Source organism: Streptomyces sp. NPDC018833 (assembly GCF_044390825.1).
In the GTDB taxonomy this organism is placed as follows: domain Bacteria; phylum Actinomycetota; class Actinomycetes; order Streptomycetales; family Streptomycetaceae; genus Streptomyces.
In genome coordinates, this window is the sequence record NZ_JBIRZM010000011.1 from 118,673 (window position 1) to 144,663 (window position 25,991).

At 72.2% G+C, this 25,991-nt stretch carries 27 protein-coding genes; 17 read left to right on the plus strand and 10 right to left on the minus strand.

Annotated features, from left to right (window positions below):
* The first annotated feature begins 24 nt into the window (after positions 1–24).
* The 4 genes from mshB to ACH5AF_RS22245 all read left to right on the plus strand — a co-directional run bounded on the left by mshB (position 25) and on the right by ACH5AF_RS22245 (position 4,582).
* Positions 25–1,050, plus strand: a complete 1,026-nt coding sequence (gene mshB / locus ACH5AF_RS22230) for an N-acetyl-1-D-myo-inositol-2-amino-2-deoxy-alpha-D-glucopyranoside deacetylase (protein WP_398903469.1) — start codon at positions 25–27, stop codon at positions 1,048–1,050.
* Complete coding sequence (locus ACH5AF_RS22235) at positions 1,047–1,535, plus strand: DUF6113 family protein (protein ID WP_398903471.1); 489 nt, start codon at positions 1,047–1,049, stop codon at positions 1,533–1,535. Before mshB ends, ACH5AF_RS22235 begins: the two co-directional genes overlap by 4 nt.
* A 244-nt stretch (positions 1,536–1,779) precedes the next feature.
* Positions 1,780–4,044 carry a hypothetical protein gene (locus ACH5AF_RS22240; RefSeq protein WP_398903473.1) on the plus strand — a complete coding sequence of 755 codons (2,265 nt, stop codon included), beginning with the start codon at positions 1,780–1,782 and terminating at the stop codon, positions 4,042–4,044.
* A 178-nt stretch (positions 4,045–4,222) separates the two neighbouring features.
* A complete protein-coding gene (locus ACH5AF_RS22245; RefSeq protein ID WP_398903475.1) occupies positions 4,223–4,582 on the plus strand; it encodes a hypothetical protein in 360 nt (119 codons plus the stop codon).
* 45 nt (positions 4,583–4,627) lie between these two features.
* Here ACH5AF_RS22245 and ACH5AF_RS22250 read toward each other — a convergent pair whose 3' ends face one another.
* Both ACH5AF_RS22250 and ACH5AF_RS22255 read right to left on the minus strand, forming a co-directional pair.
* The gene (locus ACH5AF_RS22250; RefSeq protein ID WP_398903477.1) at positions 4,628–5,464 is read right to left on the minus strand and encodes a transglutaminase-like domain-containing protein; all 837 of its coding nucleotides are present in this window, start codon (positions 5,462–5,464) and stop codon (positions 4,628–4,630) included.
* A gap of 17 nt (positions 5,465–5,481) precedes the next feature.
* On the minus strand, positions 5,482–6,477 hold the full coding sequence (locus ACH5AF_RS22255) for a GNAT family N-acetyltransferase (protein ID WP_398903479.1): 996 nt from the start codon (positions 6,475–6,477) through the stop codon (positions 5,482–5,484).
* Positions 6,478–6,591: 114 nt separating this feature from the next.
* On the opposite strand from ACH5AF_RS22255, the gene fdxA reads away from it, so the two are divergent.
* Together fdxA and dapC are read left to right on the plus strand one after the other, a co-directional pair.
* The gene (fdxA, locus tag ACH5AF_RS22260; RefSeq protein WP_003985062.1) at positions 6,592–6,912 is read left to right on the plus strand and encodes a ferredoxin; all 321 of its coding nucleotides are present in this window, start codon (positions 6,592–6,594) and stop codon (positions 6,910–6,912) included.
* Positions 6,913–7,091: 179 nt separating this feature from the next.
* On the plus strand, positions 7,092–8,186 hold the full coding sequence (gene dapC / locus ACH5AF_RS22265) for a succinyldiaminopimelate transaminase (protein ID WP_398903481.1): 1,095 nt from the start codon (positions 7,092–7,094) through the stop codon (positions 8,184–8,186).
* 89 nt (positions 8,187–8,275) lie between these two features.
* Here the strand turns inward: dapC and ACH5AF_RS22270 are convergent, their stop codons facing one another.
* A complete protein-coding gene (locus ACH5AF_RS22270) occupies positions 8,276–8,749 on the minus strand; it encodes an ATP-binding protein (RefSeq protein WP_398903483.1) in 474 nt (157 codons plus the stop codon).
* A 308-nt stretch (positions 8,750–9,057) separates the two neighbouring features.
* On the minus strand, positions 9,058–10,029 hold the full coding sequence (locus tag ACH5AF_RS22275) for a hypothetical protein (protein WP_398903484.1): 972 nt from the start codon (positions 10,027–10,029) through the stop codon (positions 9,058–9,060).
* 30 nt (positions 10,030–10,059) lie between these two features.
* On the opposite strand from ACH5AF_RS22275, the gene dapE reads away from it, so the two are divergent.
* Positions 10,060–11,139 carry a succinyl-diaminopimelate desuccinylase gene (dapE, locus tag ACH5AF_RS22280; RefSeq protein WP_398903486.1) on the plus strand — a complete coding sequence of 360 codons (1,080 nt, stop codon included), beginning with the start codon at positions 10,060–10,062 and terminating at the stop codon, positions 11,137–11,139.
* Between the two features lie 131 nt (positions 11,140–11,270).
* Positions 11,271–12,023 (plus strand): TIGR00730 family Rossman fold protein, encoded by a 753-nt coding sequence (locus tag ACH5AF_RS22285; RefSeq protein ID WP_398903488.1) that lies wholly within the window; start codon positions 11,271–11,273, stop codon positions 12,021–12,023.
* A 70-nt stretch (positions 12,024–12,093) separates the two neighbouring features.
* On the opposite strand, the gene folP is transcribed toward ACH5AF_RS22285, so the two are convergent.
* On the minus strand, positions 12,094–12,954 hold the full coding sequence (folP, locus tag ACH5AF_RS22290) for a dihydropteroate synthase (protein ID WP_398903490.1): 861 nt from the start codon (positions 12,952–12,954) through the stop codon (positions 12,094–12,096).
* Between the two features lie 119 nt (positions 12,955–13,073).
* On the opposite strand from folP, the gene ACH5AF_RS22295 reads away from it, so the two are divergent.
* Both ACH5AF_RS22295 and ACH5AF_RS22300 read left to right on the plus strand, forming a co-directional pair.
* Positions 13,074–13,427: a hypothetical protein gene (locus ACH5AF_RS22295; protein WP_398903492.1), complete on the plus strand. Its 354-nt coding sequence runs from the start codon at positions 13,074–13,076 to the stop codon at positions 13,425–13,427.
* Positions 13,424–14,011, plus strand: a complete 588-nt coding sequence (locus ACH5AF_RS22300) for a DNA-3-methyladenine glycosylase I (protein WP_398903494.1) — start codon at positions 13,424–13,426, stop codon at positions 14,009–14,011. Before ACH5AF_RS22295 ends, ACH5AF_RS22300 begins: the two co-directional genes overlap by 4 nt.
* Positions 14,012–14,230: 219 nt before the next feature.
* On the opposite strand, the gene ACH5AF_RS22305 is transcribed toward ACH5AF_RS22300, so the two are convergent.
* The gene (locus ACH5AF_RS22305) at positions 14,231–15,031 is read right to left on the minus strand and encodes an enoyl-CoA hydratase/isomerase family protein (protein WP_398903496.1); all 801 of its coding nucleotides are present in this window, start codon (positions 15,029–15,031) and stop codon (positions 14,231–14,233) included.
* Between the two features lie 312 nt (positions 15,032–15,343).
* On the opposite strand from ACH5AF_RS22305, the gene ACH5AF_RS22310 reads away from it, so the two are divergent.
* Complete coding sequence (locus ACH5AF_RS22310; protein WP_215178580.1) at positions 15,344–15,511, plus strand: DUF3117 domain-containing protein; 168 nt, start codon at positions 15,344–15,346, stop codon at positions 15,509–15,511.
* A gap of 396 nt (positions 15,512–15,907) precedes the next feature.
* Here ACH5AF_RS22310 and ACH5AF_RS22315 read toward each other — a convergent pair whose 3' ends face one another.
* Positions 15,908–16,585, minus strand: coding sequence for an O-methyltransferase (locus ACH5AF_RS22315; protein ID WP_398903682.1), 678 nt, complete (start codon positions 16,583–16,585; stop codon positions 15,908–15,910).
* 140 nt (positions 16,586–16,725) lie between these two features.
* Between ACH5AF_RS22315 and sigE the strand changes: the two genes are divergently transcribed.
* The 5 genes from sigE (at position 16,726) to ACH5AF_RS22340 (ending at position 21,748) form a co-directional block, all read left to right on the plus strand.
* Complete coding sequence (gene sigE / locus ACH5AF_RS22320; protein ID WP_398903497.1) at positions 16,726–17,496, plus strand: RNA polymerase sigma factor SigE; 771 nt, start codon at positions 16,726–16,728, stop codon at positions 17,494–17,496.
* Positions 17,493–18,452, plus strand: coding sequence for a zf-HC2 domain-containing protein (locus ACH5AF_RS22325; protein WP_398903498.1), 960 nt, complete (start codon positions 17,493–17,495; stop codon positions 18,450–18,452). Before sigE ends, ACH5AF_RS22325 begins: the two co-directional genes overlap by 4 nt.
* A 104-nt stretch (positions 18,453–18,556) precedes the next feature.
* Positions 18,557–20,344 (plus strand): trypsin-like peptidase domain-containing protein, encoded by a 1,788-nt coding sequence (locus tag ACH5AF_RS22330; RefSeq protein ID WP_398903500.1) that lies wholly within the window; start codon positions 18,557–18,559, stop codon positions 20,342–20,344.
* A 111-nt stretch (positions 20,345–20,455) separates the two neighbouring features.
* A complete protein-coding gene (locus ACH5AF_RS22335) occupies positions 20,456–20,917 on the plus strand; it encodes a sec-independent translocase (RefSeq protein WP_398903501.1) in 462 nt (153 codons plus the stop codon).
* Between the two features lie 129 nt (positions 20,918–21,046).
* Complete coding sequence (locus ACH5AF_RS22340) at positions 21,047–21,748, plus strand: hypothetical protein (RefSeq protein ID WP_398903502.1); 702 nt, start codon at positions 21,047–21,049, stop codon at positions 21,746–21,748.
* A 254-nt stretch (positions 21,749–22,002) separates the two neighbouring features.
* Here ACH5AF_RS22340 and ACH5AF_RS22345 read toward each other — a convergent pair whose 3' ends face one another.
* From ACH5AF_RS22345 to ACH5AF_RS22355, 3 genes are read right to left on the minus strand one after another with little or no spacing between them, the layout of a single operon-like run.
* Positions 22,003–23,136 carry an Mrp/NBP35 family ATP-binding protein gene (locus ACH5AF_RS22345; RefSeq protein ID WP_215178596.1) on the minus strand — a complete coding sequence of 378 codons (1,134 nt, stop codon included), beginning with the start codon at positions 23,134–23,136 and terminating at the stop codon, positions 22,003–22,005.
* A gap of 44 nt (positions 23,137–23,180) precedes the next feature.
* A complete protein-coding gene (locus ACH5AF_RS22350; RefSeq protein ID WP_398903504.1) occupies positions 23,181–23,777 on the minus strand; it encodes a DUF1003 domain-containing protein in 597 nt (198 codons plus the stop codon).
* Positions 23,770–25,032 (minus strand): magnesium transporter MgtE N-terminal domain-containing protein, encoded by a 1,263-nt coding sequence (locus ACH5AF_RS22355; protein ID WP_398903505.1) that lies wholly within the window; start codon positions 25,030–25,032, stop codon positions 23,770–23,772. Before ACH5AF_RS22355 ends, ACH5AF_RS22350 begins: the two co-directional genes overlap by 8 nt.
* A 154-nt stretch (positions 25,033–25,186) precedes the next feature.
* Between ACH5AF_RS22355 and ACH5AF_RS22360 the strand changes: the two genes are divergently transcribed.
* Positions 25,187–25,972, plus strand: coding sequence for a hypothetical protein (locus tag ACH5AF_RS22360; RefSeq protein WP_398903507.1), 786 nt, complete (start codon positions 25,187–25,189; stop codon positions 25,970–25,972).
* The last annotated feature ends 19 nt before the right edge of the window (positions 25,973–25,991 follow it).

Consider the following 25,991-nt stretch of genomic DNA (forward strand, 5'->3'; position numbering starts at 1 on the left):
ACCGCACGGCCTAGTCTGTTCGGTATGAAGGATCTTCCCGCCCGTCGTCTGCTCCTGGTGCATGCGCACCCGGACGACGAGTCGATCAACAATGGCGCCACGATGGCCCGGTACGCGGCCTCCGGCACCCTGGTCACCCTGGTGACCTGCACCCTGGGCGAGGAGGGCGAGGTCATTCCGGCCGGTCTCGCCCATCTCGCGCCCGACCGGGAGGACCGGCTCGGCCCCCATCGCGCGGGCGAACTGGCCGCCGCGATGAAGGAGCTCGGCGTCACCGACCACCGCTTCCTCGGCGGGCAGGGCCGGTTCCGCGACTCGGGGATGATGGGCGTCGAGCAGAACCACCGCGAGGGCGCGTTCTGGAACACCGACGTGGACGAGGCCGCCGCGCATCTGGTCGAGGTCATCCGCTCCGTACGTCCCCAGGTGATGGTGACGTACGACCCCCACGGGGGGTACGGCCACCCCGACCACATCCAGACCCACCGCGTCGCGATGCGCGCCGCCGAGCTGGCCGCCGAGCCCGCCTACCGGCGCGACCTCGGCACCCCGCACACGATCGCCAAGATCTACTGGAACCGGGTCCCGCGGTCGGCCGCCGAGGAGGCGTTCGCCCGGCTGCGCGCCACGGGGACGGACTTCCCGGGCATCGGCGAGACCGGCGACATTCCGGGTGTGGTGGAGGACGCCGAGATCACCACGGAGATCGATGGCTCCGCGTACGCGGAGCGCAAGGCGGCCGCGATGCGCGCGCATGCCACCCAGATCGCGGTGGACGGCGACGTCTTCGCGCTCTCCAACGACCTCGCGCAGCCGCTGTTCGCCACGGAGTACTACCAGTTGGTCACGGGCGGCCCCGCCGCACCGGCGGGAGAGCGCGAGCACGACCTCTTCGCGGGCCTGGCGGAGCCGGAGGTGACGCCGAGCGGTCCCGGGGGAGGACGTGAAGGCGGACACGAGGGCCGACTTGAGGCAAACGCGCCCTTCGGGAAAGTCTCACGGGGTGAGGATTCCGAGGGATTTGAGGGAACTTCGGGGGTGACCGCATGAGCGGTACGACCGGAAAGAGCGGTACGGCCGGTAAGGGCGGTACGGCCGGTAAGGGCGGTACAGCCGGTAAGGGTGGTACGGCCGGACCCGGCCCGGGATCTCTTCTTGTGCGCGCCGCGAGGCCTGGCCGTGCCGTCGCGTACCTCGCGCTCGCCCTCCTGGGCGCGTTCGTCGGCATCGCGGGCTCGCTGCTCCAAGGCGCCTGGCTCCCGGGCGGCTTGATGCTCGCGCTGGCCGCCACGGCCGCCCTGTTCTACGGCTCGCTGCGGGCCACCGGGACGCAGCTCGGCGTGGCCGCGTCCGCCGTCGGCTGGCTGCTGGCCATCGTCGTGCTCAGCGTCGGACGCCCCGAGGGCGACGCCATGTTCGCCTCCGGGATCGCGCCGCTCGTCTTCATGCTCGGCGGCATGGCGACGGCTGTGATCTGCGCCACCATGTCGCGGCTGCCGCAACCGGGCGGTGGACCGGGCCGACTTGGCGGGTAGCCGCACCACGTACCCCCAGCGCGCAGCCGGTTCGGCGTGCCCCTAGGGTGGGTCGACCGACGGGCCGGGAAGCCCCTGAACCGGCCGTGCTCGTATGGCACGCCGAAGGGCCGGCCGGGGCCGCTTCCGGCGGTCCCGGAGTGTCCGCCGGCCGTGGCCAGTATGGTGGTGCGCGCCGCCGAGCCGCCCGCAGCAGTAGCTATCCAGTAAGAACGGGCGGCGAAGCCAACCGGGAGAACCTGCTTTGAGTCGTGAAACTGACAGTTCGTCCTCCGGCCCCCAGGGGGGCGGTGGAGCCGCGTACCCCTCGGGCACTCCGCCGTACGGATCCCGCCAGTATCCGTCGCTGCATCCGACGCAGGACGCTCCGGACGAGGGCACCGGCGCCGCTTCCCCGCGGCAGCCGGAGGAGAAGAAGACCGAGACCACGCTGACGACGCGGATCCGGATCAACATCCCGGGATCACGGCCGATCCCGCCCGTCGTGATGCGCACGCCGATGAGCGACACCGACGCCGGGCGGGCCGGGTCGGGCGACGCCGACGCTCCCGCGGGCGAGCGCGAGAGCGAGCGCACCGGCGGCGTTCCGCGACCCGCGGCGGCGCCGGACACGGCCGGGACCCCGGCCCCGGCCGCCGAGGGGAAGGCCGCGGCGAGCGACTGGTTCGCGCCGCGCAAGTCCGCGCCGCCCGCCACCTCACCGCAGGGCGGCGGTCCGGCGAGCGGCGGCGGTCCGGTCCCCTCGCCGCAGGGCGGCTCGGCCGCGCCCGGTGGCCCCGGTGCGAACGGCTCCGGCGCCGGTGCTCCCTTCGGGCCCGGCGCGGACGACGGCGCACCCCGCAAGTCCGGCCTGGCGGCCCTCGCCGAGGACGCCGGTCCGGCGCCCGCCCTGCCCACGCGACCGCGCCCCGGCAGCGGCACGCTCCCCGGCACGGGAACCCCCTACTTCCCCGACGGCCCCCAGCCCGGCCGGGGCAGTGCTCCCGGCCGGCCCGGCGCGGGCCAGTCCGGCAACGGTTTCGCCCCGGGCCGGTCGGGGCAGGGCGGTGCTCCGGGGCAGCCCGGCCCCGGTGGTGTCCCCGGCCAGGGCGGCAACGGCTTCGCTCCCGGCCGCAATACGCCTCCGCTGGGCGTACGCCCTCCGGGCGGGCCCGGCCGCTCAGGGCCGGCGGGTCCCACGACCGGCCCGGCCACCGGGAACATGCCGCTGGGCGGGATGCCCGGCGGCCCCGGCGTGGCACCCCGGATGTCCGACGACACCGCGGTGCTCACGCCGCAGACGCCGGCCTCCGAACCGGGCGGCGGTTATGTCTCCGGTGACACGCTGACCAGCGGCATCCCTGTGGTCCCCGAGGAGCACCGCTCCCCGTTCCCGACGCTGGACGGACCGCACTCCGGCCTCGGCGCCGGACCCGACGCGGGCCTGTCCCACGGCCCGCACGGGCCGGACGCCGACTTCTCCGCACCGGAGTTCCCGGCCGGACCCGGTGCCGGTCAGGCAGGCCCGGCGGGCCCCGTGTCCAGTGCGGACGCGACGTCGGCGTCCCGGTCCGCGCCTGCCGGGAAGGGCCGCTCCAAGCTGATGCTCGCGGGGGCCGGCGTGGTCGCTGTGCTCGGCATCGCGTACGGCGCGGGTCTGCTGCTCAACCACTCCGACGTACCCAAGAGCACCACGGTCCTCGGCGTCGACATCGGCGGCGGCACCCGGGACGAGGCCGTCAACAAGCTCGACGCGGCGCTCGGCGAGCGGGCCAGGACGCCGCTCCAGCTCTCGGTCGGCGGCAAGAAGGTGGAGCTCGGCCCGGACAAGGCCGGCCTGTCCCTGGACAGCCAGGCGACCGTGCGTGCCGCCGCGGGCAGCGACTACAACCCCGTGTCGGTGATCGGCTCCCTGTTCGGCGGCGAACGCGTCGCCGAGCCCGTCATCCTCGTCGACGAGGAGAAACTGAGCGTGGCGCTCGCGGACCTCGCGGGCACATCCGGTTCGGCCACCGACGGCACGATCCGCTTCGAGCCGGGCAAGGCGGTCGCCGTACCGGGCAAGGCGGGCCAGACCCTGGACGTCGGCCGCTCGGTGATCTCGGTCAAGGACGCGTACCGCGCCCAGGTGGAGACGGGCAAGCCGAATGTGGTGGAGCTGCCCGTCGCCACCCGCGAGCCGACGATCACGCAGGCGGAGCTGGACCGGGCGATGAAGGAATTCGCCCAGCCCGCGATGTCCGGCCTGATCACGATCAAGGCGGGTGACAAGTCGATCCAGTTCGGCCCGGCGAAGTCCCTGCCGCAGATCCTTTCCATGAAGGCGATCGACGGAAGGCTGGTCGAGGTCTATGACAAGCAGGCCATCGAGCAGCTGCTGGACGGCGTCTTCGACGGCATCATGATCACCAAGGGCGACGGCAAGCAGCACCAGGTGTCCGCGGACGACGTGGCCCAGGCGATGGGCCCCGCCCTGCGCGGCAAGACGCCCGCGCAGCGCACGGCGGTCATCTCGCTCAACCCGAGCTGAGCGGCCGCCACCGACACGAAAAGCCCCTGCCCGGTCCTCCGGGCAGGGGGCTTCGTGCACGGCCCGAAACCCTGTCGGCGGCCTTGCCGCTGTCGAAATCGCCCGGTCTCCGGGCCGGCCCGACGCCATCGTCCGAGCTCGACTTCCCCTCTCCGCCCGCCGACCGGAAAGCGACGTCATGACCAGCACGCGCCCGGCCCCGACCACCACCCTCTGGCGTCCCACCGGGCCCGTCGAGCTGGAGCTCGTGCGGGAGTCGGGGTGGCGGGCGTGGCCCGCGCGCCTGCCCGAGCAGCCGATCTTCTATCCCGTGCTGAACGAGGACTATGCCGTCCGCATCGCGCGCGACTGGAACGTCAGGTACGACGGCGCCGGCTTCGTCACCCGCTTCGAGGTCGACGCCGCCTTCCTCGCGCGCTATCCCGTACAACAGGCCGGCGGCGAGACCATCCTGGAACTGTGGGTGCCGGCCGAGGAGCTCGACGAGTTCAACGCGCACATCGTCGGCACGATCGAGGTCGTCCACGAGTTCCGGTGAGGCCCGCCCCCGTCAGTTCAGCATCGCCCGCGCCGCCCGTGCCCGTCAGTTCAGCATCGCCCGCGCCGCCCGTGCCCGGCGCCTGATCGCCTCGGCCGCCGTCGGCTCGACCGCCGACACCACGTCCGCGTACGCCTCCATCTCCACCGCGCCTGCCGTGAAATCACCCCGCTGCACGAGCAGTTGGGCACGCTCGTAGCGCAGCCTGGCCGGGTGCGCGGGGAGCAGGAGGAGCAGGTCGAGCGCCCACAGGGCGACGTCCGAGCGCTCCGGGCGGGTTGCCGCCCAGGCGCGGATGTTGTTCAGGATGCGTGAGACCACCGCGAGCGGGTCCGCGGGCGTCAGCATCGACGGGGTCAGCGGCGCGCCCGTCGTGCCGGCGACGAGCAGCTCGGTGTCCGTGGGCGTCAGCAGCCGGCCCCCGGCGAACGGGTCCGCCAGGACCTGCGCGTCCGCGTCGCCGAAGCCGACCACGAAGTGGCCGGGCAGGGCGACCCCGTACACATGGCCGCCCGCCCGGCGGGCGACCTCCGTCCAGATCACCGAGAGCAGGATCGGCAGGCCACGGCGGCGGCGCAGCACCTCCTGCAACAGCGAGGACTCGAGGTGCTGGTAGTCGCCGGGGGAGCCGTGGAAGCCCTCGCGGCCGCCGAGCAGGTCCGCCAGTGCCCGCGCCCAGGCCCGCGGTGCGGTGAGCCCGTACGGCACCGCACCCGCGAGGCGGTCCAGTTCGATCTGGGCCTCGTCGATGCCCGCCTCGTCCAGTGAGGCGTCCGCCTGTATGCCGATGAGCAGGCACAGCAGGGCAAGGTCGGGGCGTTCGGCCCGGGCCTCCTCGGCGAACCGCTCCCGCCGGGGCTGCCGCCACGCATCGTGCTGCATATGCTTTTCGTACCCGTCTACGCCGCGCGGAAGTGGTGGTAGTGGTGATGGACCGTGAAGCCCATCGCGCCGTACAGCGCCCGGGCCGCCTCGTTGTCCGCCTCCACCTGGAGCCAGGCGGCCGACGCGCCCTCCTCCAGCGCGCGGCGGGCCAGGGCCGCCATCGCCGCCGTCGCCAGACCTTGACGGCGGTTCTCGGGGTCGACCTCCACGGCCATGAAGCCCGCCCAGCGTCCGTCGACCACACACCGGCCGATCGCCGCGGGGACCTCCCCGGTGCCCGGTATAGAGGCGAACCACACCGAAGGGCCGCTGCCCAGGACCTGGAGCACATGGGGCCCCGCCACACCGGAGCGGTTGTAACGCCGCAGCCACGCCGCGTCGACGGTGCGCGCCAGCCGCACCCGCGTGACGTCCGCGTCCAGGTCGCCGATCGGCGCCAGGCCGCCGACCTGCACTTGCGCCGACACCTCGCGCTGCCAGCCGCGCTTCTCCAGCTCGGCGCACAGCTCCTCCTGGGTGCCCGCCGCGCCGGTCGCGGTCTGCACATAGGCCGGGAGCCCGCGCTTCCCGTACCACGCACGCACCCGCTCCAGCGCCGCGTCGAGGTCCATGCCCAGGTCGCCGAGCGGCAGAACCGAATTGGCGCGCCGGGTGAATCCGCACGCCGCCCGCAGCTCCCAGTCGCCGAGCCGTTCGCTCTCCACCGGCTGCCAGGCCCTGGACGTCACCCGCGCCAGCTCCTCGAAACTCGCGGCGGGTCCCCGTCGCCGGGCCGGTGCCCCGGGCACGACCTTGCCCGCGACCAGGGAGGATTCCGCGATGCGGACGGTTTCGCCGGTCCTTCGTGTGATCAGCAGCACACCAGAGGTCCATGATGTGAGAACACCGACCGTGTCGGTGAACTTCGCACCCGGACCGCCGGCCGTGTCCAGGGTCCGTACGGACACTCGTTTTCCCACGTCATCAGGTGTAATACGGATCTCGAGTCGTCCGCCGGCAGTGAATTCCACAGCTCTGTGAGCCCCTCCTGTTCGGATCGTCGCCAAGAACGGAGATACTAGGGGCGGGCATCGACGACGCCGCGCTCCCGCGCAAGCCAGCCCTTACCGAGGAGGAACGACAGCGTGACCTACGTCATCGCGCAGCCTTGTGTCGACGTCAAGGACAAGGCGTGCATCGAGGAGTGCCCCGTCGACTGCATCTACGAGGGCTCTCGGTCCTTGTACATCCACCCGGACGAATGCGTCGACTGCGGTGCTTGTGAGCCGGTCTGCCCCGTGGAGGCCATCTTCTACGAGGACGACACCCCGGAGGAGTGGAAGGACTACTACAAGGCGAATGTCGAGTTCTTCGACGAGCTCGGCTCGCCCGGTGGTGCCTCCAAGCTCGGCCTGATCGAGCGCGACCACCCCTTCATCGCCGCGCTGCCGCCGCAGAACGGCTGATCGGCCGCCACGACTGATCCGCTCCCGCAGGGAGCAGCCCCCGCGGGGCGGATCGGCCGCTGAGCCGCTGATCCGCCGCGGGACGGCAGATCCGATCCGCATCCTCCGGTCCCGTACGGCTCGTCGTCCGTACGGGACCGAGGCGTTTGACGCCCACGTACCAGAAAGCGAGCGCCGCCGTGGCCTCAGTCTCTTCGCGCCTCCCCGTCTTCCCCTGGGACAAGCTCGAGCCGTACAAGGCGACGGCCGCGGCCCATCCGGACGGAATCGTCGACCTCTCGGTCGGCACGCCCGTCGACCCGGTGCCCGTGCTGATCCAGCGGGCCCTCGTGGCAGCCGCCGACTCCCCCGGCTACCCGACCGTCTGGGGCACGGCCGCCCTGCGGGACGCGCTGGTGGGCTGGGTCGGCCGGCGGCTCGGCGCGGTGGACGTGGCGGACACCAATGTCCTGCCCGTCGTCGGCTCCAAGGAGCTGGTGGCCTGGCTGCCCACACAGCTCGGACTCGGGCCGGGCGACCGGGTCGCCTACCCGCGGCTCGCCTACCCCACCTACGAGGTCGGCGCGCGCCTGTGCGGGGCGGACCCCGTGGTGTACGACGACCCGACCGAGCTCGACCCGGCAGGGCTGAAGCTGCTGTGGCTCAATTCGCCGTCCAACCCGACCGGCAGGGTGCTGGCCAGGGACGAGCTGATCCGGATCGTCGCCTGGGCGCGCGAGCACGGGGTGCTGGTCTTCAGCGACGAGTGCTACCTGGAACTCGGCTGGGAGGCCGAGCCGGTGTCCGTGCTGCACCCGGACGTGTGCGGCGGCACGTACGAGGGCGTCGTCGCCGTCCACTCGCTCTCCAAGCGCTCCAACCTGGCCGGTTACCGGGCCGCGTTCATCGCCGGTGACGCTGACGTGCTCGGCGAGCTGCTCCGGATCCGCAAGCACGGCGGGATGATGACCCCCGCACCCGTGCAGGCGGCGACCGTGGCGGCCCTCGGCGACGACGCGCACGTCACCGAGCAGCGCGCCAGGTACGCGGCCCGCCGCGCCGCCCTGCGCTCGGCGCTCGAGACGCACGGATTCCGCATCGAGCACAGCGAGGCCAGCCTGTACCTGTGGGCGACCCGCGACGAGCCGTGCTGGGAGACCGTCGCCCACCTGGCGGACCTCGGCATCCTGGTAGCGCCCGGCGACTTCTACGGCGAGGCGGGAGAGCGGTTCGTCCGAGTGGCGTTCACGGCGACCGACGAGCGGGTCGAGGCGGCCGTGAAGCGCCTCGGCTGAGTGCCCTCCGAGGGATGCGCCAAGAGCCCGGGAGAGCTGTGTTCCCGGGCCCTTCGCGTTCACCGGCCGGCCGACGGGCAGGCAGTGGATCAGCCGCCCAGCGGCAGACCGCCGAGAGTGCCGCTGGGCAGTCCGCCACCGCCGAGGGAGTCGGTCGGCAGGCCGCCGCCGTTGGTCGCGCCGCCGACCAGACCGCCCGCCTCGCCGGTGGCGGCACCGGCGGCCTTCTCGACGACCGGAGCAGCAGTCTTGGTGGTCTTTCCGACGGTCTTGGCCGCGACGGGAGCAGCAGTCTTGGTGGTCTTTCCGACGGTCTTGGCCGCGACCGGAGCGGCCTTCTCGGCCGCCTTGCCGCCGACCTGGCCGGCCACCTGGGTGGTCTCCTTCGAGACATCGCCGACCGTGTCGTCGACGTTGTCCGTGTCGAGGGCCGTCAGGCCGCCGACGGGGGCCTGGGGGACTTCCACGGCGCCTGCGGAGCCGGCCGCACCGACCACGGGAGCTGCACCCGCCGCGATGAGCAGCGCGGCACGGGCGATCCGACGGGTCAGGGGGAGGGACATGATGCTCCTTGAAGCGAGAGGACGTTCGGACTGTGCGTGGTGCGAGATCGTGCTGTCCGGCGTACGGACGTCCTGACAACCGCGAGGAGGGCGGGGGAAGTTGCGGTGACTCCGGGTAAAGAATTGGTAACGCGTCGCATAATCGGTTTCGTGGAAAAACGGGCAAACGCCGCGATGTCCCACACCGTGATGAACCGTCACTTCCCTGTGGCCGCAAGGGATTCGGTGAGGAACCGCGAGTGGGCGCGACAGGGCGCGCGGTCTTCGCACGCGGCGAGCGGAGTGCTTCGTTCGGGGGAGTGGCCGGACTACTGTGCGACGCGAATGCGGACGTCCCCGGTGCCCTGATCGGCGGTGTCACCGCCGTGCGCACCCGCTCCGGCACGGCCGCTCGCGCCGACGGGCTCCTTCCGCCACCCCTTGCCGGACTCCGCCGCGCTCCAGACCCGGCCTCCGTACGAGATCTCCGTGATGCGCAGCGCGTCCGCCCGGGCCACCGCCCAGTGCGCGAGCTCCCAGCCGCGGGGGGACGCCCCGCCGTTGTCCGCCGCCGTGGACGGCACCGGGACGGTGAGCTCCGCCGTCTCAGGCACACCGGTGTTCCCGCGCCCCGCACCGCCGCGCGGCAGTACCTCCGCGCCGAAGGCCCGCACCAGCTCCGCGCGCAGCTTCGCCGGGTCGCCGGCCTTGCCGCCTTCCCGGGACTCACAGGTCAAGGTGGCCGCCGCCCGGCCCGTGAGCGCCGCGGCCAGCAGCGTGGCGTCCGGCTCGTGCTTCGCGTACGCCTGCGGGAAGCCGCTGCGCTGCACGCGCTGGGCGGCCACGGTCAGCGGCAGCCGCGAGTAGCCGGGGACCTCGGCGAGCTGGTCGTAGAACTTCCCGGCCGAGTAGACCGGGTCGAGGATCTGCCGCGGCGTCCCCCAGCCCTGGGAGGGGCGCTGCTGGAACAGACCGAGCGAGTCCCGGTCGCCGTGCTCGATGTTGCGCAGGGCCGATTCCTGGAGGGCGGTCGCCAGCGCGATGGTGACCGCGCGCTGGGGCATGCCCCGGGTGGTGCCGACCGCGGAGATGGTCGCCGCGTTGTCCGCCTGCTCGGTCGAGAGTTCGTACGACGTGCCACTGCCCTCCGTCGTGCGCACGACACAGCGCGGCGGGCCGCCCCCGGTGACGTACTGCACGACGACGTAGGCGATGAGAGCCAGCAGCACGAGGAGCGCGGCCGCGAAGCGAAGGAGGCGGCCGCGCCGGACGGAGGAGGCGGTCTCGGACACGACGCCCACGGTACTGGAGGTCGCGTTAGGGTCTGAGTCATGTCCGAAACCGTGCTTGACCTCACTCTGGACGGCCCGGCGCTCACGGCGGCGCTGGTCGACTTCCGCTCGGTCAGCGGCGAGGAGAAGCCCCTCGCCGACGCCATCGAGCAGGCCCTGCGTCTCCTGCCGCACCTGACCGTCGACCGGCACGGCAACAACATCGTGGCCCGTACGCACCTGGGCAGGGGCGAGCGGGTCGTGCTCGCCGGGCACATGGACACGGTTCCGGTGGCGGGGAACCTCCCCTCGCGGCTCGACGAGAACGGCATCCTGTGGGGCTGTGGCACCAGCGACATGAAGTCGGGCGTCGCGGTCCAGCTGCGCATCGCCGCCACCGTGCCCGAGCCGAACCGCGACCTCACCTTCGTCTTCTACGACAACGAGGAGGTCGCCGCACATCTCAACGGTCTGGGGCATGTGGCCGAGGCCCATCCCGACTGGCTGACGGGCGACTTCGCCGTCCTCCTCGAACCGTCCGATGCCCAGGTCGAGGGCGGCTGCCAGGGCACGCTGCGGGTCCACCTCCGCACGGAGGGCGAGCGCGCGCACTCCGCCCGCAGCTGGATGGGTTCCAACGCCATCCACGCCGCCGCTCCGATCCTCGCCCGCCTCGCCGCGTACGAACCGCGCCGGCCGGTGATCGACGGGCTCGAGTACCGCGAGGGCCTCAACGCCGTCGGCATCGAGGCAGGTGTGGCCACCAATGTCATTCCCGACGCCTGCACGGTGGTCGTCAACTACCGCTACGCGCCCGACCGCAGCATGGAAGAGGCTGAAGCCCATGTCCGTGAGGTATTCGCCGACTGCGGAGTGAGCGAGTTCGTGGTGGACGACCACACAGGCGGCGCGCTGCCCGGCCTCTCGCACCCTGCCGCGGCCGCGTTCATGGCCGCGGTGGGCGGCACCGCACAGCCCAAGTTCGGCTGGACCGACGTCTCGCGGTTCAGCGCGCTCGGTGTACCGGCGGTCAACTACGGCCCCGGTGACGCGCTCTTCGCCCACAAGCGGGACGAGCACGTGGCCATCGACAAGATCACACACTGCGAGCAGCGGCTGCGGGACTGGCTCACCGCCTGACCCGCCGGGCGCCCCCGGCGGCCGTACTTCCCGCCAGCGCATCCTGGTGGATCGCCCTTATTTCGCCATTCTTCACGTCCGCCGACCTACGCTGGCCCGAAGAAAATGATGTCCGGCGGAGGGAGCAGGTCATGAGCAGCAACTCCGAGGGTTTGCGCGCGCTGGAGGAGCAGCGACTGGGACCGGTACTGCGCCGCAGGGGACAGGTCCAGCCGACCACCACCGATCAGCGGCTGCTCGACACCGAAGGCGACTCCCAGTGGGTGCACACCGACCCCTGGCGGGTCATGCGCATCCAGTCGGAGTTCGTCGAAGGCTTCGGCGCGCTCGCCGAACTGCCCAGCGCCATCAGCGTCTTCGGCTCCGCCCGCACCCGTCCCGGCACGCCGGAGTACGAGGTGGGCGTGCGGCTCGGCAGGGCGCTGGTCGGCGCAGGCTTCGCGGTGATCACCGGCGGCGGTCCCGGCGCCATGGAGGCGGCGAACAAGGGCGCCCGGGAGGCCAAGGGCATCTCCGTCGGCCTCGGCATCGAGCTGCCCTTCGAGCAGGGCATCAACCCGCACGTCGACATCGGCGTGAACTTCCGGTACTTCTTCGTCCGCAAGACGATGTTCGTGAAGTACGCGCAGGGCTTCGTCGTTCTGCCCGGCGGCCTCGGCACCCTGGACGAGCTGTTCGAGGCGCTCACCCTCGTCCAGACGCGCAAGGTCACCCGCTTCCCGATCGTCCTGTTCGGCAGCGAGTACTGGGGCGGCCTGGTCGACTGGCTGCGCAGCACCGTGGTCGCAGAGGGCAAGGCCTCGGAGCGTGACCTGCTGCTCTTCCACGTCACGGACGACGTGGAAGAAGCCGTGGCCATGGTCACCAAGGAGACCGCCAGGTAGGCCCGTTCGTCACGTCCGACCCGACCGGCACGCTCCGGACGCCTCCGGCGGCGTGCCGGGCGGGCGGCCGTCAGGCCAGCCCGCGGCGGGCGACCTTGGGCGGACGCCGGCCCGCGATCGACGCCACCATGTCCAGCACCTGCTTGGTCTCGGCCACCTCGTGCACCCGGTACACCTGCGCACCGAGCCAGGCCGAGACCGCGGTCGTCGCCAGCGTGCCGAGCACCCGCTCCTTGACCGGCTTGTCGAGCGTCTCGCCGACGAAGTCCTTGTTCGACAGCGAGACCAGCACCGGCCAGCCCGTCCGCGTCATCTCGTCCAGTCTGCGGGTGGCCTCCAGGCTGTGCCGGGTGTTCTTCCCGAAGTCGTGCCCGGGGTCGATCATGATCCCGTCCCGGCGCACGCCCAGCTCGACCGCCCGCTCGGCGAGAGAGACCGTGACCCGCAGGATGTCCGCCATCACGTCGTCGTACGCGACCCGGTGCGGCCGCGTACGGGGCTCGGCGCCGCCCGCGTGCGTGCACACCAGGCCCGCGCCGTACCGCGCCGCGACCTCCGCGAGCCGGGGGTCCACCCCGCCCCACGCGTCGTTGAGCACGTCCGCCCCCGCCTCGCACACGGCCTCACCAACCTCGTGCCGCCACGTGTCGACGCTGATCACCACATCGGGGTGCCGGCGGCGGACCTCGGCCACGAAGCCGACCGTGCGCCGCGCCTCCTCGTCGGCGCTCACCTCCTCGCCGGGGCCCGCCTTCACCCCGCCGACGTCGATGATGGCCGCACCCTCGGCCACCGCCTGCTCGACCCGGGAGAGCGCGGGCTCGTCGCGGAACGTGGCGCCCTGGTCGTAGAACGAGTCGGGCGTCCGGTTCACGATCGCCATGATCACCGGCTCGTGCGCGTCGAACTCGCGCCGTCCCAGCCGCAGCATCCGCAGTTTCCTCCTCAGATCGTCCGCCCTGCGACCCTACTGTCAGTGTCCCGTGGCACGATCGGCACGGGACGGTTTCCACCCGGGGTGTCCCCGGGTCTTCGGGGAGAGGGTCGCTCGTGTTCTTGTTCTTGCTGATCGCGATGGTCGTGGTCGTCGCCGCGGTCACGCTCGCCGTGGTCGGCGGCGGCGACAGCGCGGCCCTGCCCGAGGCGGCGCCCGAGCAGCCGGCCGACCCCCTGCCGCTGAACCGCCCGGTGGGCCGCGCCGACCTCGACGCCCTGCGCCTGCCCGTGTCCCCCCGGGGTTACCGGATGGTGGACGTCGACGACGTCCTGGACCGGCTCGGCGCCGAGCTCGCCGAGCGGGACGCGCGCATCGCCGAGCTGGAGTCGGCGCTGGCCGGTGCACAGACGGCGGCGGGCGGCCGCCGCGAGGCGTTCACCAAGCCGGGCGAGGAGACGGACCGGTGACGGGCGGCGCCCTGCCCGGCCCCGACGGCGCACCGCGCTGCCCCTGGGGCCTGTCCTCCGAGGACTACCTGGCGTACCACGACGAGGAATGGGGCCGCCCCGTCCACGGCGACGACGCCCTGTTCGAGCGGCTCTGCCTGGAGGCCTTCCAGTCGGGCCTCTCCTGGATCACGATCCTGCGCCGCCGCGAGGGCTTCCGCACGGCCTTCGACGGCTTCAAGATCGCGTCCGTCGCGGCGTTCACCGACGCCGACAAGGAGCGCCTCCTCGCCGACGCCGGGATCATCCGCAACCGCGCCAAGATCGAGGCGGCCGTGGCCAACGCGCGCCTGCTCGCCGACTGGCCCTCCGGCGAGCTCGATGCGCTCATCTGGTCCTACGCCCCCGATGCCGCACAGCGCCCGGTCCCGCGGACGCTCGCCGATGTGCCGCCCGTCAGCGACGAGTCCACCGCGCTGGCCAAATCGCTCAAGAAGCGCGGCCTGCGCTTCATAGGCCCAACGACGGCGTACGCGCTGATGCAGGCGTGCGGCCTGGTCGACGACCACCTCGCCGACTGCGTGGCCCGCGGCCGCCGGGGCTGAGCCGTATCCGCAAGCTCTCGCCCGGCCCGCGACGCCCGACTCCCCGCGGCCTCCGGCGTGGACGGGGCCCCACCCCCCTAGCCCTACGGGCACGGGAGGCGCCCTCGCGCCAGACCGCCTGGCGATCTGCGACCGGGGCCCCCGCAGCCCTTCGGGCACAGTCAGATCCCCGGCACCGGACGCCGCGGGCCGGGCCCTGATACTGCGCGAATGCGCTAGCTAGCGGCCCAGATACCTGGGTGCTTCCTTCGCCAGGAAGGCCTGCACGGCGATCGCGTGGTCCGCGGAGGCGCCCGCCTGCGCCTGGAGCTCCTCTTCCTTGTCCAGCGCCTCGCTCAGCGAACGGTCGGCGCCGTACGCGAGCGACTCCTTGAGTGCGGCGTACGCGACGGTCGGCCCCTCGGCCAGTCCCCGGGCCACGGCCGCGGCCTCCGCGGCGAGCTCGTCCGCCGGGACGACGCGGTTCACGATGCCCCAGTCGTACGCCTCCTGGGCGGAGAACGAGCGCGGGAACAGCAGCAGATCGGCGGCCCGGCTCCGGCCGATCAGCCGGGGCAGCGTCCATGAGACGCCGGAGTCCGCGGTCAGCGCCACACCCGCGAACGACGTCGTGAACTTGGCGGTGTCGGCGACGATCCGGTAGTCGGCGGCGAGCGCGAAGCCGAGACCCGCGCCGGCGGCCACGCCGTTGACCCCCGCGACGACCGGCTTCGGCATCCCGGCGAGGGCACGGACGATCGGGTTGTAGTGCTCGCGCACCGTGCTCATCGTCTGGCTGCTGCCCGTCTCGCGGTCGGCGGCGAGCAGCTCCACATGCTCCTTGAGGTCCTGCCCCACGCAGAACGCCTTGCCCGTCGCCGTGAGCAGCACCGCGCGCACCGCGGGATCGGCGGCGGCCGCCTGAGCGGCGTCGCGCAGCGCTACCTTCGCCTCGACGTTCATGGCGTTCATGGCCTCGGGCCGGTTGATCGTGATCGTCGCGAGTCCGTCGTTCACGTCGTACAGCACGGCGTCGGCCATGGCGGGTCCCCTTTGCGGTTCGGACGGCAGTGTCGAGGCCCAGCATGGCGGAGATCACCGGGTCAGGACATGTGACCTGTGTCAAAGAATCATCGTCGCGACGGCTGCGGACGGTGGCGAAGTATCGCAGGCGGATCGCCGAATTGGGTGGTTTTGCGAGAGCGCGTTGCGTAAGCGATGCCGACTGATGTTGGTCTTTGGGTCCCGCCATGCGGGATAATGGCCTGGAAGCAATGTGTTCGATGCCGGTGACACAGCACCTCTCACGGGGCCGCCGGCTGCGATGAGCTGGTTTCAGGAAGGGGAACGAGCATGGCGGCCATGAAGCCGCGGACGGGCGACGGCCCGCTCGAGGTGACCAAGGAGGGGCGGGGCATCGTCATGCGCGTTCCGCTCGAAGGCGGCGGTCGGCTTGTTGTCGAGCTGACTCCGGACGAAGCGAACGCGCTGGGCGACGAGCTCAAGAAGGTCGTCGGCTGACACGCCCCTGATCTTTCGCACTGCCCCGGGCACGAAGGTGCCGGGGCAGTGCGTGTTCTCCGGGGCGTTTCGGCAGGCTGCGACGTCCGCACGGTGAGGGAGCCGTGGCTCACCTGCGCCGCCGCACGGCGATGACCGCCGCGCTCACCCTGCGGTGGGCCGCACGGTGCTGTGACGTCAGCACACCGCCCGGACGGCCGGGCCCCACGGGCCACGAGCGCACGTACCTGCGGTGTGGCCGTACGGCGCAGAGCGCCGAGTCCCTACGGCGGGGCCGTACGTCCACGAGGGTGCCGTGCTCGCCCCGGCAGCGCCGGATGGCGGTAGAGCGCGGCGATACCCCGCGGCGGGCGGTGCTGGTGAGTCGGCACGGCCGGGCCGCACCCCCACGAGCGCTCAGCCGAGGCGGACCGCGCAGAGCAGGCCGTCGCCCACCGGGAGCAGGGTCGGGAGCAGCTCCGAGCTCTCCCGGACCGTACGCAGCAGCTCCCGCACCCGTAGCACCTCCGACGGCTGGGCCGCCGAGTCCACCGTGCGGCCGTCCGCGAACACGCCCTCGAAGCACACGAGCCCGCCCGGACGCAGCAGGCGCAACGATTCAGCGAGATACTCCAACGACTCCGTACGGTCCCCGTCGCAGAAGACGAGGTCGTACCCGCCGTCGGCCAGCCGCGGCAGCACGTCCAGCGCACCGCCCGGGATGAAGCGCGCGCGGTTCCCCGCGAAGCCGGCCGCGCGGAACGCCTCCCGCGCGAACTGCTGGCGCTCCGGCTCCAGATCGACCGTGGTCAGCACGCCATCGGGCCGCATGCCCTGGAGGAGATAGATCCCCGAGACGCCCGTCCCGGTCCCGATCTCCGCCACGGCCTTGGCGTCGGCGGTGGCGGCCAGCAGGCGCAGCGCGGAGCCGGTGCCGGGCGACACCGAGGGCAGCCCTGCCTCCCGGGCCCGCTCCCGGGCCCAGCGCAGAGCGTCGTCCTCGGCGACAAAGGCGTCGGCGAACGCCCAGCTCGTCTGCCGGTTGGCGGTAATGACCCTCTCCTGTCCCCGTAGGTGGCGCGAGGCTGACTGTATCCGCTGCGCCGGGAACCCGCAGATGGGACCGGACGTTGGAGAAGGACGGGGGAGATTGGGGGGAGTACATGGATCGAGGCCGGCAGCAGGACCCAAATCCACGTAAAAATTCTTATCCGGAGCTAACGGGCGAGGTGGCTATGGTAGGGGCTCCGCTGGACACCACCAGAGCTGACAGGGGAGGTGCGGCTGCACCTGCGGATCGGACCGGAGTGCTCAGGCGCTTCCTCAGGTCGGTGGGTGAGCCCAAATCCGTGACCAACATTGCTGACCGTTCCGTGCCCTCCGACTCCGTAGCCACCGCGACCTTCGCATCGGATGCGGAATCGCAGGCGTGGACCCCTCCCACCTGGGAGGAGATCGTCAGCACCCACAGCGCTCGGGTCTACCGCCTGGCCTACCGCCTCACGGGGAACCAGCACGACGCCGAGGACCTCACCCAGGAGGTGTTCGTCCGCGTCTTCCGCTCGCTGTCGACGTACACCCCCGGCACGTTCGAGGGCTGGCTCCACCGCATCACGACCAACCTCTTCCTGGACATGGTCCGCCGCAAGCAGCGCATCCGCTTCGACGCCCTCGGTGACGACGCGGCCGAGCGCCTGCCCAGCCGCGAGCCGTCCCCCCAGCAGGTCTTCAACGACACCCACTTCGACGCCGATGTGCAGCAGGCGCTGGACACCCTCGCACCGGAGTTCCGCGCCGCCGTCGTCCTCTGTGACATCGAGGGGCTGTCGTACGAGGAGATCGCCGCGACCCTGGGCGTGAAGCTCGGCACGGTCCGCAGCCGTATCCACCGCGGCCGCTCGCATCTGCGCAAGGCCCTGCAGCACCGGTCTCCCGAGGCCCGTGCCGAGCAGCAGCGGTCGCCGGCGGGTGTGGTCTGCCTTGCCGTGGAGGGCGGGACGGCGTGAGTGGCACCGGTCCGACCCCGGCGGAGCAGCATCTGGGGGACCGGCTCGCCGCGCTTGTCGACGGCGAGCTGAAACACGACGTGCGCGACCGTGTCCTCGCCCATCTGGCGACCTGCCCCAAGTGCAAGGCGGAGGCGGACGCCCAGCGCCGCCTGAAGAGCGTCTTCGCGCAGTCCGCGCCACCGCCGCTGTCCGAGGGGCTGCTCGCCCGGCTCCAGGGCCTGCCGGCGGAGCCCGGTGTCGACGACGACCGCGGGGGCCCCTTCGGCGGCCGCTCCGGCGACGGTGTGCTCGGAGCTCTGAACCCGTCGGCGGGACATACTCGCGAACCGCGCGGGGAGACCTTCGGGTACGTCCCCGGGGGCGCGCACGCGGCCGTCCTGCCGGGAGCGGGCGGCGGCTTCCGCATTCACGAGGTGGGCCGCGGGGACGCTGAGCGGTCGCCGTGGCGCGGCAGACGTTTCGCGTTCGCCGCGGCGAGTGCCGTGTCGTTCGCCGCCATCGCGCTCGGCGGAGCCGTCCCGCTGGACGTCTCCGGTGAGACCAGCGCCCGTGGCCAGGGCGCCGGCAACAAGGTGACCCCCGTGCGCGCCTCCGCCGGGCCGAGCGGATCCTCTTCCGGTGCCACGACGACCGGCGGCGCCATCTCCCCGCGCGGCACGGAGGGCGACCGGCGCCGCAGCACGATGGGTACGCCGGCCAGGCAGGGCAGCGGCCCGTTCCGCGCCGTCGCACCCACCGCGCCCCCCGCCCCGCAGCAGGCGCACCCGTACACCACCGCGCTGCTGATGTATGACTCCGCCGCCCTCCCGCCGCTGATACGGCCCACGGCGTCGGCGCTCCCGCCTGCCACCGGCTCCGGGGCGTCGCCGTCCGCCACGCCGGCCGCCACCCCGGCCCCGACGCATCTCGCGGCTCCGACGGCTCCTCACCCGTCGTGGACACCCCCGCACTGACGGCACCCAGGGCGGGCCCCTGCGCGGGGATTCGCAAACCTGGTTGAATCCTGGGTGCGTGCCCCGCGGGGGTACCGCAGAGGCCGGCAGTTTGCGGGGAGAGCATGGACGACGGGAAGCCCACCGAACCGAAGGCGAAGTGGTGGAGCCGCCCCAGTGCGGGACGGGCGACGGATTCCGGGCCCGAGCAAGCCGCTGTGGCCGACGCACAGCCGTCGGTCACCGAGCCCGAGGCGAGCCCGCACGCGGCGGCCGAGGCGACGGTCCCGGTGGGTGCGACGCAGTCCGCCGAGCCGAGCACCGCGGACGCGGTCGTCGTTCCTCCGCCGGCCTCCGCACCGACCGCCTCCCGCCCGACGCCCCTGCACGAGCCTGACGCGTACAGCACCCCGCCCTACGGCGGCCCGGGTCCGTGGGCCCCGGCGCCCCCCGTGCAGCGGCCCGTCCCGACCCCGGCGCAAGGCACGCCCGTACCCCCGCAGTACGCGGCTCCACACGCACCCCATGCACCACAGGCACCGCACGCGTCGCAGGCAGTGCCTCCCGTGCCGCAGGACGCGCAGACGGCGCCGCTGCCGCCCGTGCGGCCAGAGCCGGCCGTCCAGCAGCCCTCTGTACCCCACCAGGCCCACCAGTCCCAGCCGACCGCTCCCCACCACCTCCACCAGCCGCAGCCGCAGCCGCCCGAGCGGCCGCAGCCGCTGAACTCGATCTGGCTCCAGTACGACCCGTGGAGCGCACCCGGCCGGCCGCTCACGGAGCCCGGCGAGCCCGCCGCCAGGAAGCGCAGGCGCGGTCCGCTGCTCGTTGGCGCGCTGGTCATCGCGCTCGTCGCGGGCGGCATCGGAGGTGCCGCCGGTGCATACGTCGAGCGCAACGGCGGCATCACCCAGGTCGAGCTGCCCCAGGCGGACCGCGAGAGCCGGGACCGCGCGCCCGACAGCGTCGCCGGCATCGCGGCCAGCGCCCTGCCCAGCGTCGTCACCCTGCACGTCAGCGGCGGCGGCGAGCAGGGCACGGGCACCGGCTTCGTCCTCGACCGGCAGGGCCACATCCTCACCAACAACCATGTCGTCGACCCGGCGGGTACCTCCGGCGACATCACGATCACCTTCAGCGGCGGGGAGACGGCCGAGGCCACCCTCGTCGGCAAGGACAGCGGATATGACCTCGCGGTCGTGAAGGTCACCGGCGTCTCCGGCCTGAAGCCGCTGCCGCTCGGCAACTCCGACAACGTCCGCGTCGGCGACCCCGTCGTCGCGATCGGCGCCCCGTTCGACCTCCAGAACACCGTCACCTCCGGGATCATCAGCGCCAAGGAGCGCCCCATCACGGCCGGCGGTGAGAAGGGCGACGGCAGCGACGTCAGCTACGTCGACGCACTCCAGACCGATGCCCCGATAAACCCGGGCAACTCTGGCGGTCCGCTCGTGGACAGCAAGGCGCGGGTCATCGGCATCAACAGCGCCATCAGGGCCGCCGACACCGGAGTGGGGGCCGACGGCGGCCAGGCCGGTTCGATCGGTCTCGGCTTCGCGATCCCGATCAACCAGGGCAAGCGCGTCGCCGAGGAACTGATCAACACCGGCAAGGCCACACACCCGGTGATCGGCGTCAGCCTCGACATGAAGTTCACCGGGGACGGCGCGCGCGTCGGCGAGAAGGGCAAGGACAACACCCCGTCCGTCACCGCGGGCGGCCCGGCCGACAAGGCCGGAATCCGGCCGGGCGACGTCATCACCAAGGTCGACGGGCAGCGGGTTCACAGCGGCGAGGAGCTGATCGTCAAGATCCGCGCCCACCGGCCGGGCGACCGGCTGGAGCTCACCCTCACCCGCGGCGGCGACGAGCGGACGGTGACACTGACCCTCGGTTCGGCGGACAGCTCATGACCATGTGCGCGGTGCCCGGGCGGTACCGGGGCGACAGTTCCGCCGGGTACCGTGGAGCCGGTCCGGACCTCATCCGACCTGCGGGCCGCAGAGAACACGAGGAGCAGCAGGGTGTTCAATGACATAGGCGGACTGGAGCTGGTGGCTCTCGTCATCCTCGCCGTGCTCGTCTTCGGCCCCGACAAGCTGCCGAAGGTCATTCAGGACGCTGCCCGCTTCATCCGGAAGGTCCGCGCGTTCTCCGAGAGCGCGAAGGAGGACATCCGCAGCGAACTGGGGCCGGAATTCAAGGACTTCGAGTTCGAGGACCTCAACCCCAAGGCGTATCTCCGTAAGCAGCTCGCGGAGAACGAGGACCTCAAGGACCTGAAGGAGCTCCGCAGCAGCTTCGATCTCAAGAAGGAGATCAACGAGGTCGCGGACGCCGTCAACGGCAAGGACCCCTCCGGCGTGTCGGAAAGCTCCGTCCCGGCCGTGGTGAACGGTTCGCCCGCGGGCGGCCCCGACCTGCTCAAGAAGCGCGACGGCGCCGATCGCGACGAGCGGCCGCCGTTCGACGCGGACGCCACCTGAGCACGCCCGAGCACTGTCATCCCCTGCGCACAGCGACGGGATGGCTATTCTCTCCATCTGTCCGGCAGTGAGGACGCCCGAGGGGGGCGGGTCCGCTGAAGGCATGAACGACAGAGGAGGCGGCCGGAGATGGCGACGACGAGTGGGGTGACGGCGCAGGACACGGCCGGCGCTGCGTCGGCCCAGGGCGGCAGCGGCCCCCGCGCGACAGAGGGTGGGGGCACGGCTGCGGCGGCCGCTCGGCGTACGGCCGACGGTTTCAGGAGTGCCGGCTTCCCCTGGTACGGGCTGGACGAGGCCTTCACCGGCCCACGCCGACTGATGCAGGTGGGCACCGCCGCGGACGGCACCGTCCAGCACGGCGCCATCGGCCACGGCGACGAGCCGTCGATACGGTCCGAGGCGGCCGGCGCGGAGAAGGAACGCTTCGCCGTGGTCGTGACCGTCGCGGCGAGCCCGCTCAGACGCAGCGACGACGGTACGGGCGTCCTGGACGCCACGACGGCCTCGTCCGCGGCCTTGCTGGCCGGTTCGGGGCTGCTGGCGCACACCTGGCCGCCGCAGCTGGACCACTGCCTGCGCGACGACTGGCTGAACCAGCAGACGGAGACCGCGTTCGAGCTCGCGCACGACCTGGCGGGCCCCGCGTGGTCGACGCTGTCGCTGCCGGTCGACGGGGTGCCGACGCCGTTCCACTACCGGGAGTCGGAGTTCGGCTGGGTGCTCGCCGGGACGACGGGGAACGGCGTGCACATCGGCGCGTACGGGCGCGGGATGAGCGCGTACGGGCTCGGGTTCTCGGTGGTGCAGGACGTATCCGCGTACGCGTGACGGGCGGGGCCCTGCCCCACCCGTCCGTACCCGGACTCCCGGGCGGGAGATCCGCCGGCCGGGGGCGAGGACGCGACCGGAGGCCGTGCGAGGCGACCACCGGAGGCCGTACGAGGCCGGACCACCTGAGGCGTACCCGGGCGGCCCATGAGGCCAACGGGGCGACCACCTGAGGCCGTGCGGCGCCGGGGCACGGCCGACGCCGGTTCGGCCCCGGTCACCGCGCGGTCAGGGAATGACCCCGACGGACCCCGTCAGAACTTGTTGCGCGGTGTGATGCCCAGGCTCATGCCCGACAGGCCGCGCTGGCGTCCGCCCAGCTTGCCCGCGATCGAACGCAGCGCCGACCCAGCGGGGGAGTCGGGGTCTGTCAGCACGACCGGCTTGCCCTCGTCGCCGCCCTCGCGCAGCCGTACGTCGATCGGGATCGAGCCGAGCACCGGCACCGTCGTACCGGTCGTCCGCGACAGGCCGTCGGCGACCCTCTGACCGCCGCCGGTGCCGAAGACGTCGACCATCTCGTCGCAGTGCGGGCACGGCAGCCCCGACATGTTCTCCACGACGCCGACGATCTTCTGGTGCGTCTGGACCGCGATGGATCCCGCCCGCTCGGCGACCTCGGCGGCCGCCTGCTGCGGGGTGGTGACCACCAGGATCTCGGCGTTGGGCACGAGCTGGGCGACGGAGATCGCGATGTCGCCGGTGCCCGGCGGCAGGTCGAGCAGCAGCACGTCCAGGTCGCCCCAGTACACGTCCGCGAGGAACTGCTGGAGCGCGCGGTGCAGCATCGGGCCGCGCCACACCACGGGCGCGTTGCCCGGGGTGAACATGCCGATGGAGATGACCTTCACACCGTTCGCCGACGGCGGCATGATCATGTTCTCGACCTGGGTGGGACGGCCGTCCGCGCCCAGCATCCGCGGCACGCTGTGGCCGTAGATGTCGGCGTCCACGACACCGACCTTCAGGCCGTCGGCGGCCATCGCGGCCGCCAGGTTCACGGTCACCGAGGACTTGCCGACGCCGCCCTTGCCGGAGGCGACCGCGTACACCCTGGTCAGTGAGCCGGGTTTGGCGAACGGGACCTCCCGCTCGGCGGTCGTGCCCCGCAGCGAGGCCGCGAGGTCCTTGCGCTGCGCGTCGCTCATCACGTCGAGCGAGACGTCGACCCGGCTGACGCCGTCGACACGGGCGACCGCGTCGGTCACGTTCTTGGTGATCGTCTCGCGCATGGGGCACCCCGAGACGGTGAGGTACACCGTGACGGCGACCGTGCCGTCGTCCCCGATGTCGACCGACTTCACCATGCCCAAGTCGGTGATCGGTCGGTTGATCTCGGGGTCGTTCACTGTCGCCAGTGCCTCGAGCACCGCGTCTTCCGTAACCATAGGGACGATGGTACGGCGCTGCCGCCCGCCTCGGGAAAGCCCTGTCAGCGGTCGCCTTCGTCACGGTGCCCGGGACGCTCGGACGGGAATACGGTGCGCCGCTCCTCCAGCTCCTTGATCAGGTCCTCGAACTCGGAGCGGATCCAGTCCCGCGTCGCCACCTCGCCGAGGCCCATCCGCAGTGCCGCGATCTCCCTGGTCAGGTATTCGGTGTCGGCGATCGACCGCTCGTTCTGCTTGCGGTCCTGCTCGTAGGTGACCCGGTCCCGGTCGCCCTGCCGGTTCTGCGCCAGCAGGATCAGCGGGGCGGCGTAGGAGGCCTGCACCGACAGCGCGAGCGTGAGAAAGATGAACGGGTACCGGTCGAATCGCAGCTCCTCGGGCGCGAAGATGTTCCAGTTGAGCCACGCGATGATGGTCACCGTCATCCAGACGATGAACCGCCCGGTGCCCAGGAACCGTGCGATCTTCTCCGAGAGCCGCCCGAAGGCCTCGGGGTCGTATTCCGGCAGCAGCGTGCGGCGCGGCGGGCGTGGCATGTCCAGCCGTACGCGTGCACGCGACGCGGCGCTCGCGCCCGCCGGCATGCGCTCGCGAGGCTCGCCCCGCTCGGTCGATCCGAGCTCACCGCCGCTACCCATGGGCGGACTCCTCGAACTCGGTCTCGCGCCAGTCCTCTGGGAGCAGATGGTCGAGCACGTCGTCGACGGTGACGGCACCGAGCAGTGAGCCGCTCTCGTCCACGACCGGCGCGGCCACCAGGTTGTACGCGGCGAGGTAGCTGGTGACGTCGGGCAGCGGGGTGTCGGGCGACAGGGGCGGCAGATCGCTGTCGACGATCGAACTCACGAGGGTGAACGGCGGGTCCCTCAGGAGCCGCTGGAAGTGGACGGTGCCCAGGAACTTGCCCGTCGGCGTCTCGTCCGGCGGCCGGCAGACGTACACCTGGGCCGCGAGCGCGGGGGAGAGGTCCGCCTGACGGACGCGCGCGAGTGCGTCGGCGACCGTGGCGTCCGGGCGCAGCACGATCGGCTCGGTGGTCATCAGGCCGCCCGCCGTGCGCTCCTCGTAGGACATCAGCCGGCGCACATCGGCCGCGTCGTCCGGGCGCATCAGCGTTAGCAGCCGCTCCTTGTCCTCCTCGGGCAGCTCGGAGAGCAGGTCGGCCGCGTCGTCGGGGTCCATGGCCTCCAGGACGTCGGCCGCGCGCTCCTCCTTGAGCTTGCCCAGGATCTCCACCTGGTCGTCGTCCGGTAGCTCCTCCAGCACGTCGGCGAGCCGGTCGTCGTCGAGCGCGGCGGCCACCTCGGCGCGCCGCTTCGGCGAGAGGTGGTGCAGGACGTTGGCCAGGTCGGCCGGACGCAACTGCTCGAAGGTGGCGAGCAGGCTCTCGGCGCCCTGGCCGTGCTCCTCCAGCGAGAAGCCGGTGACCGCGGACCATTCGACGGTCAGCGCCTCGCCCTTGCGGCGCAATGCCCCGCCCTTGCCCTTGCGGACGAAGACCTTGTCGATCTCCCAGTCGCGGCGGGCGGGCAGCTGCTGGATCGACACGTCGAGGACCGTGACCTCCTCGCCGCTCTCCACCAGGCGCACGCGCCGGTCCAGCAGTTCGCCCAGGACCAGGCGCTCGGTCGGGCGCTGTTCGAAGCGACGCATGTTCAGCACGCCCGTGGTGATGACCTGACCCGATTCCACGCCCGTGACGCGGGTCATCGGCAGGAAGATGCGGCGGCGGCTGATCACCTCGACGACGAGGCCCAGCAGCCTGGGCGGACGCCGCCCGACGCGCAGCATGGCCACCAGGTCGCGCACGCGGCCGACCTGATCACCGTTGGGGTCGAAGACGGGTACGCCCGCGAGGTGCGAGACGAAGACCCGGGGGGCGCCTGCGGCCATGCCGCCCCTCCTTACCGGGATGCCGTTGTTCGACTGATTCAGGTGATTCAGGCTAGCTCGTACCGTTCGCGGTCGCCCTGTCTCACGTCCGTACGGCTCTCTGCAAGACCGCGCATCCGGCACAGGTACGCTGCGGTCTGCCATCCCCCCACAGATGAGAGGCAGGGCGCTGGTGACTCCCCTCCCTTCGGCCGGCCGGGCCCGTCGTGCCGTGCTTGCCGTCGCGCTGTGTGCCGGGCTGACCGCCGGAGTCACGGCTTGCGGCGAGGACCCGGACGCGGGCACCAACGGGATCGGCAAGCTGACGGCCCAGCAGATCGAGAACAAGGCGCGCGCGGCCGCCGACGGGGCCTCCGCGGTGCGGTTGTCCGGCACGCTGGTCAGCAAGGGCGGGACGTACAAGCTGAACATGCGGCTCAAGCAGGACGGCGGCACCGGCTCGGTGACCTCGAAGGACAACACGTTCGAACTGCTGCGCATCGGCGACACCCTCTTCCTGAAGGCCGACGCCGGTTTCTGGAGCCACACGGACGACGAGGACGGCGAGGAGCCGAGCAGGTCCGACGAGGAGGCCGCGGACAAGCTCCAGGACAAGTACGTGAAGGTCCCGAAGGGTGACCCGGCGTACAAGCAGTTCCGCGGCTTCACGGACATGGACGTGCTGCTTGACGGGCTGCTCGGCATGCAGGGCAAGCTGACGAAGGGGGACCGGACGGAGGTGGGCGGCGTGCGGACCGTCGAGGTCCTCGCGGCCGAGGGTGCCGGCGGCGTGCTCGACGTGTCGCTGATCGGCAAGCCGTACCCGCTGCGCTTCACCCGGGCAGGCGGCGCGGGGGTCCTCGCGCTCGGCGACTGGGACAAGGACTTCGCACTGACCGAGCCGTCGAAGGACGAGACGCTGGACTACGGCGGCCAGCTCCCGAAGACCTCGGGCGACTGACACCCCCGGGGCTCCGCCG

Coding starts and splice junctions, on each gene's coding strand:
- ACH5AF_RS22305 (WP_398903496.1), bottom strand. CDS start 15,031: ATGGCCGACGCCGTGCTGTACGACGTGAACGACGGACTCGCGACGATC.
- ACH5AF_RS22310 (WP_215178580.1), top strand. CDS start 15,344: ATGGCGGCCATGAAGCCGCGGACGGGCGACGGCCCGCTCGAGGTGACC.
- ACH5AF_RS22285 (WP_398903488.1), top strand. CDS start 11,271: ATGAGCAGCAACTCCGAGGGTTTGCGCGCGCTGGAGGAGCAGCGACTG.
- ACH5AF_RS22355 (WP_398903505.1), bottom strand. CDS start 25,032: ATGGCCGCAGGCGCCCCCCGGGTCTTCGTCTCGCACCTCGCGGGCGTA.
- ACH5AF_RS22340 (WP_398903502.1), top strand. CDS start 21,047: ATGGCGACGACGAGTGGGGTGACGGCGCAGGACACGGCCGGCGCTGCG.
- ACH5AF_RS22235 (WP_398903471.1), top strand. CDS start 1,047: ATGAGCGGTACGACCGGAAAGAGCGGTACGGCCGGTAAGGGCGGTACG.
- ACH5AF_RS22360 (WP_398903507.1), top strand. CDS start 25,187: ATGAGAGGCAGGGCGCTGGTGACTCCCCTCCCTTCGGCCGGCCGGGCC.
- dapE (WP_398903486.1), top strand. CDS start 10,060: ATGTCCGAAACCGTGCTTGACCTCACTCTGGACGGCCCGGCGCTCACG.
- ACH5AF_RS22330 (WP_398903500.1), top strand. CDS start 18,557: ATGGACGACGGGAAGCCCACCGAACCGAAGGCGAAGTGGTGGAGCCGC.
- mshB (WP_398903469.1), top strand. CDS start 25: ATGAAGGATCTTCCCGCCCGTCGTCTGCTCCTGGTGCATGCGCACCCG.
- folP (WP_398903490.1), bottom strand. CDS start 12,954: ATGCTGCGGCTGGGACGGCGCGAGTTCGACGCGCACGAGCCGGTGATC.
- ACH5AF_RS22345 (WP_215178596.1), bottom strand. CDS start 23,136: ATGGTTACGGAAGACGCGGTGCTCGAGGCACTGGCGACAGTGAACGAC.
- ACH5AF_RS22270 (WP_398903483.1), bottom strand. CDS start 8,749: ATGTCCCTCCCCCTGACCCGTCGGATCGCCCGTGCCGCGCTGCTCATC.
- sigE (WP_398903497.1), top strand. CDS start 16,726: ATGGTAGGGGCTCCGCTGGACACCACCAGAGCTGACAGGGGAGGTGCG.
- ACH5AF_RS22350 (WP_398903504.1), bottom strand. CDS start 23,777: ATGGGTAGCGGCGGTGAGCTCGGATCGACCGAGCGGGGCGAGCCTCGC.
- ACH5AF_RS22245 (WP_398903475.1), top strand. CDS start 4,223: ATGACCAGCACGCGCCCGGCCCCGACCACCACCCTCTGGCGTCCCACC.
- ACH5AF_RS22250 (WP_398903477.1), bottom strand. CDS start 5,464: ATGCAGCACGATGCGTGGCGGCAGCCCCGGCGGGAGCGGTTCGCCGAG.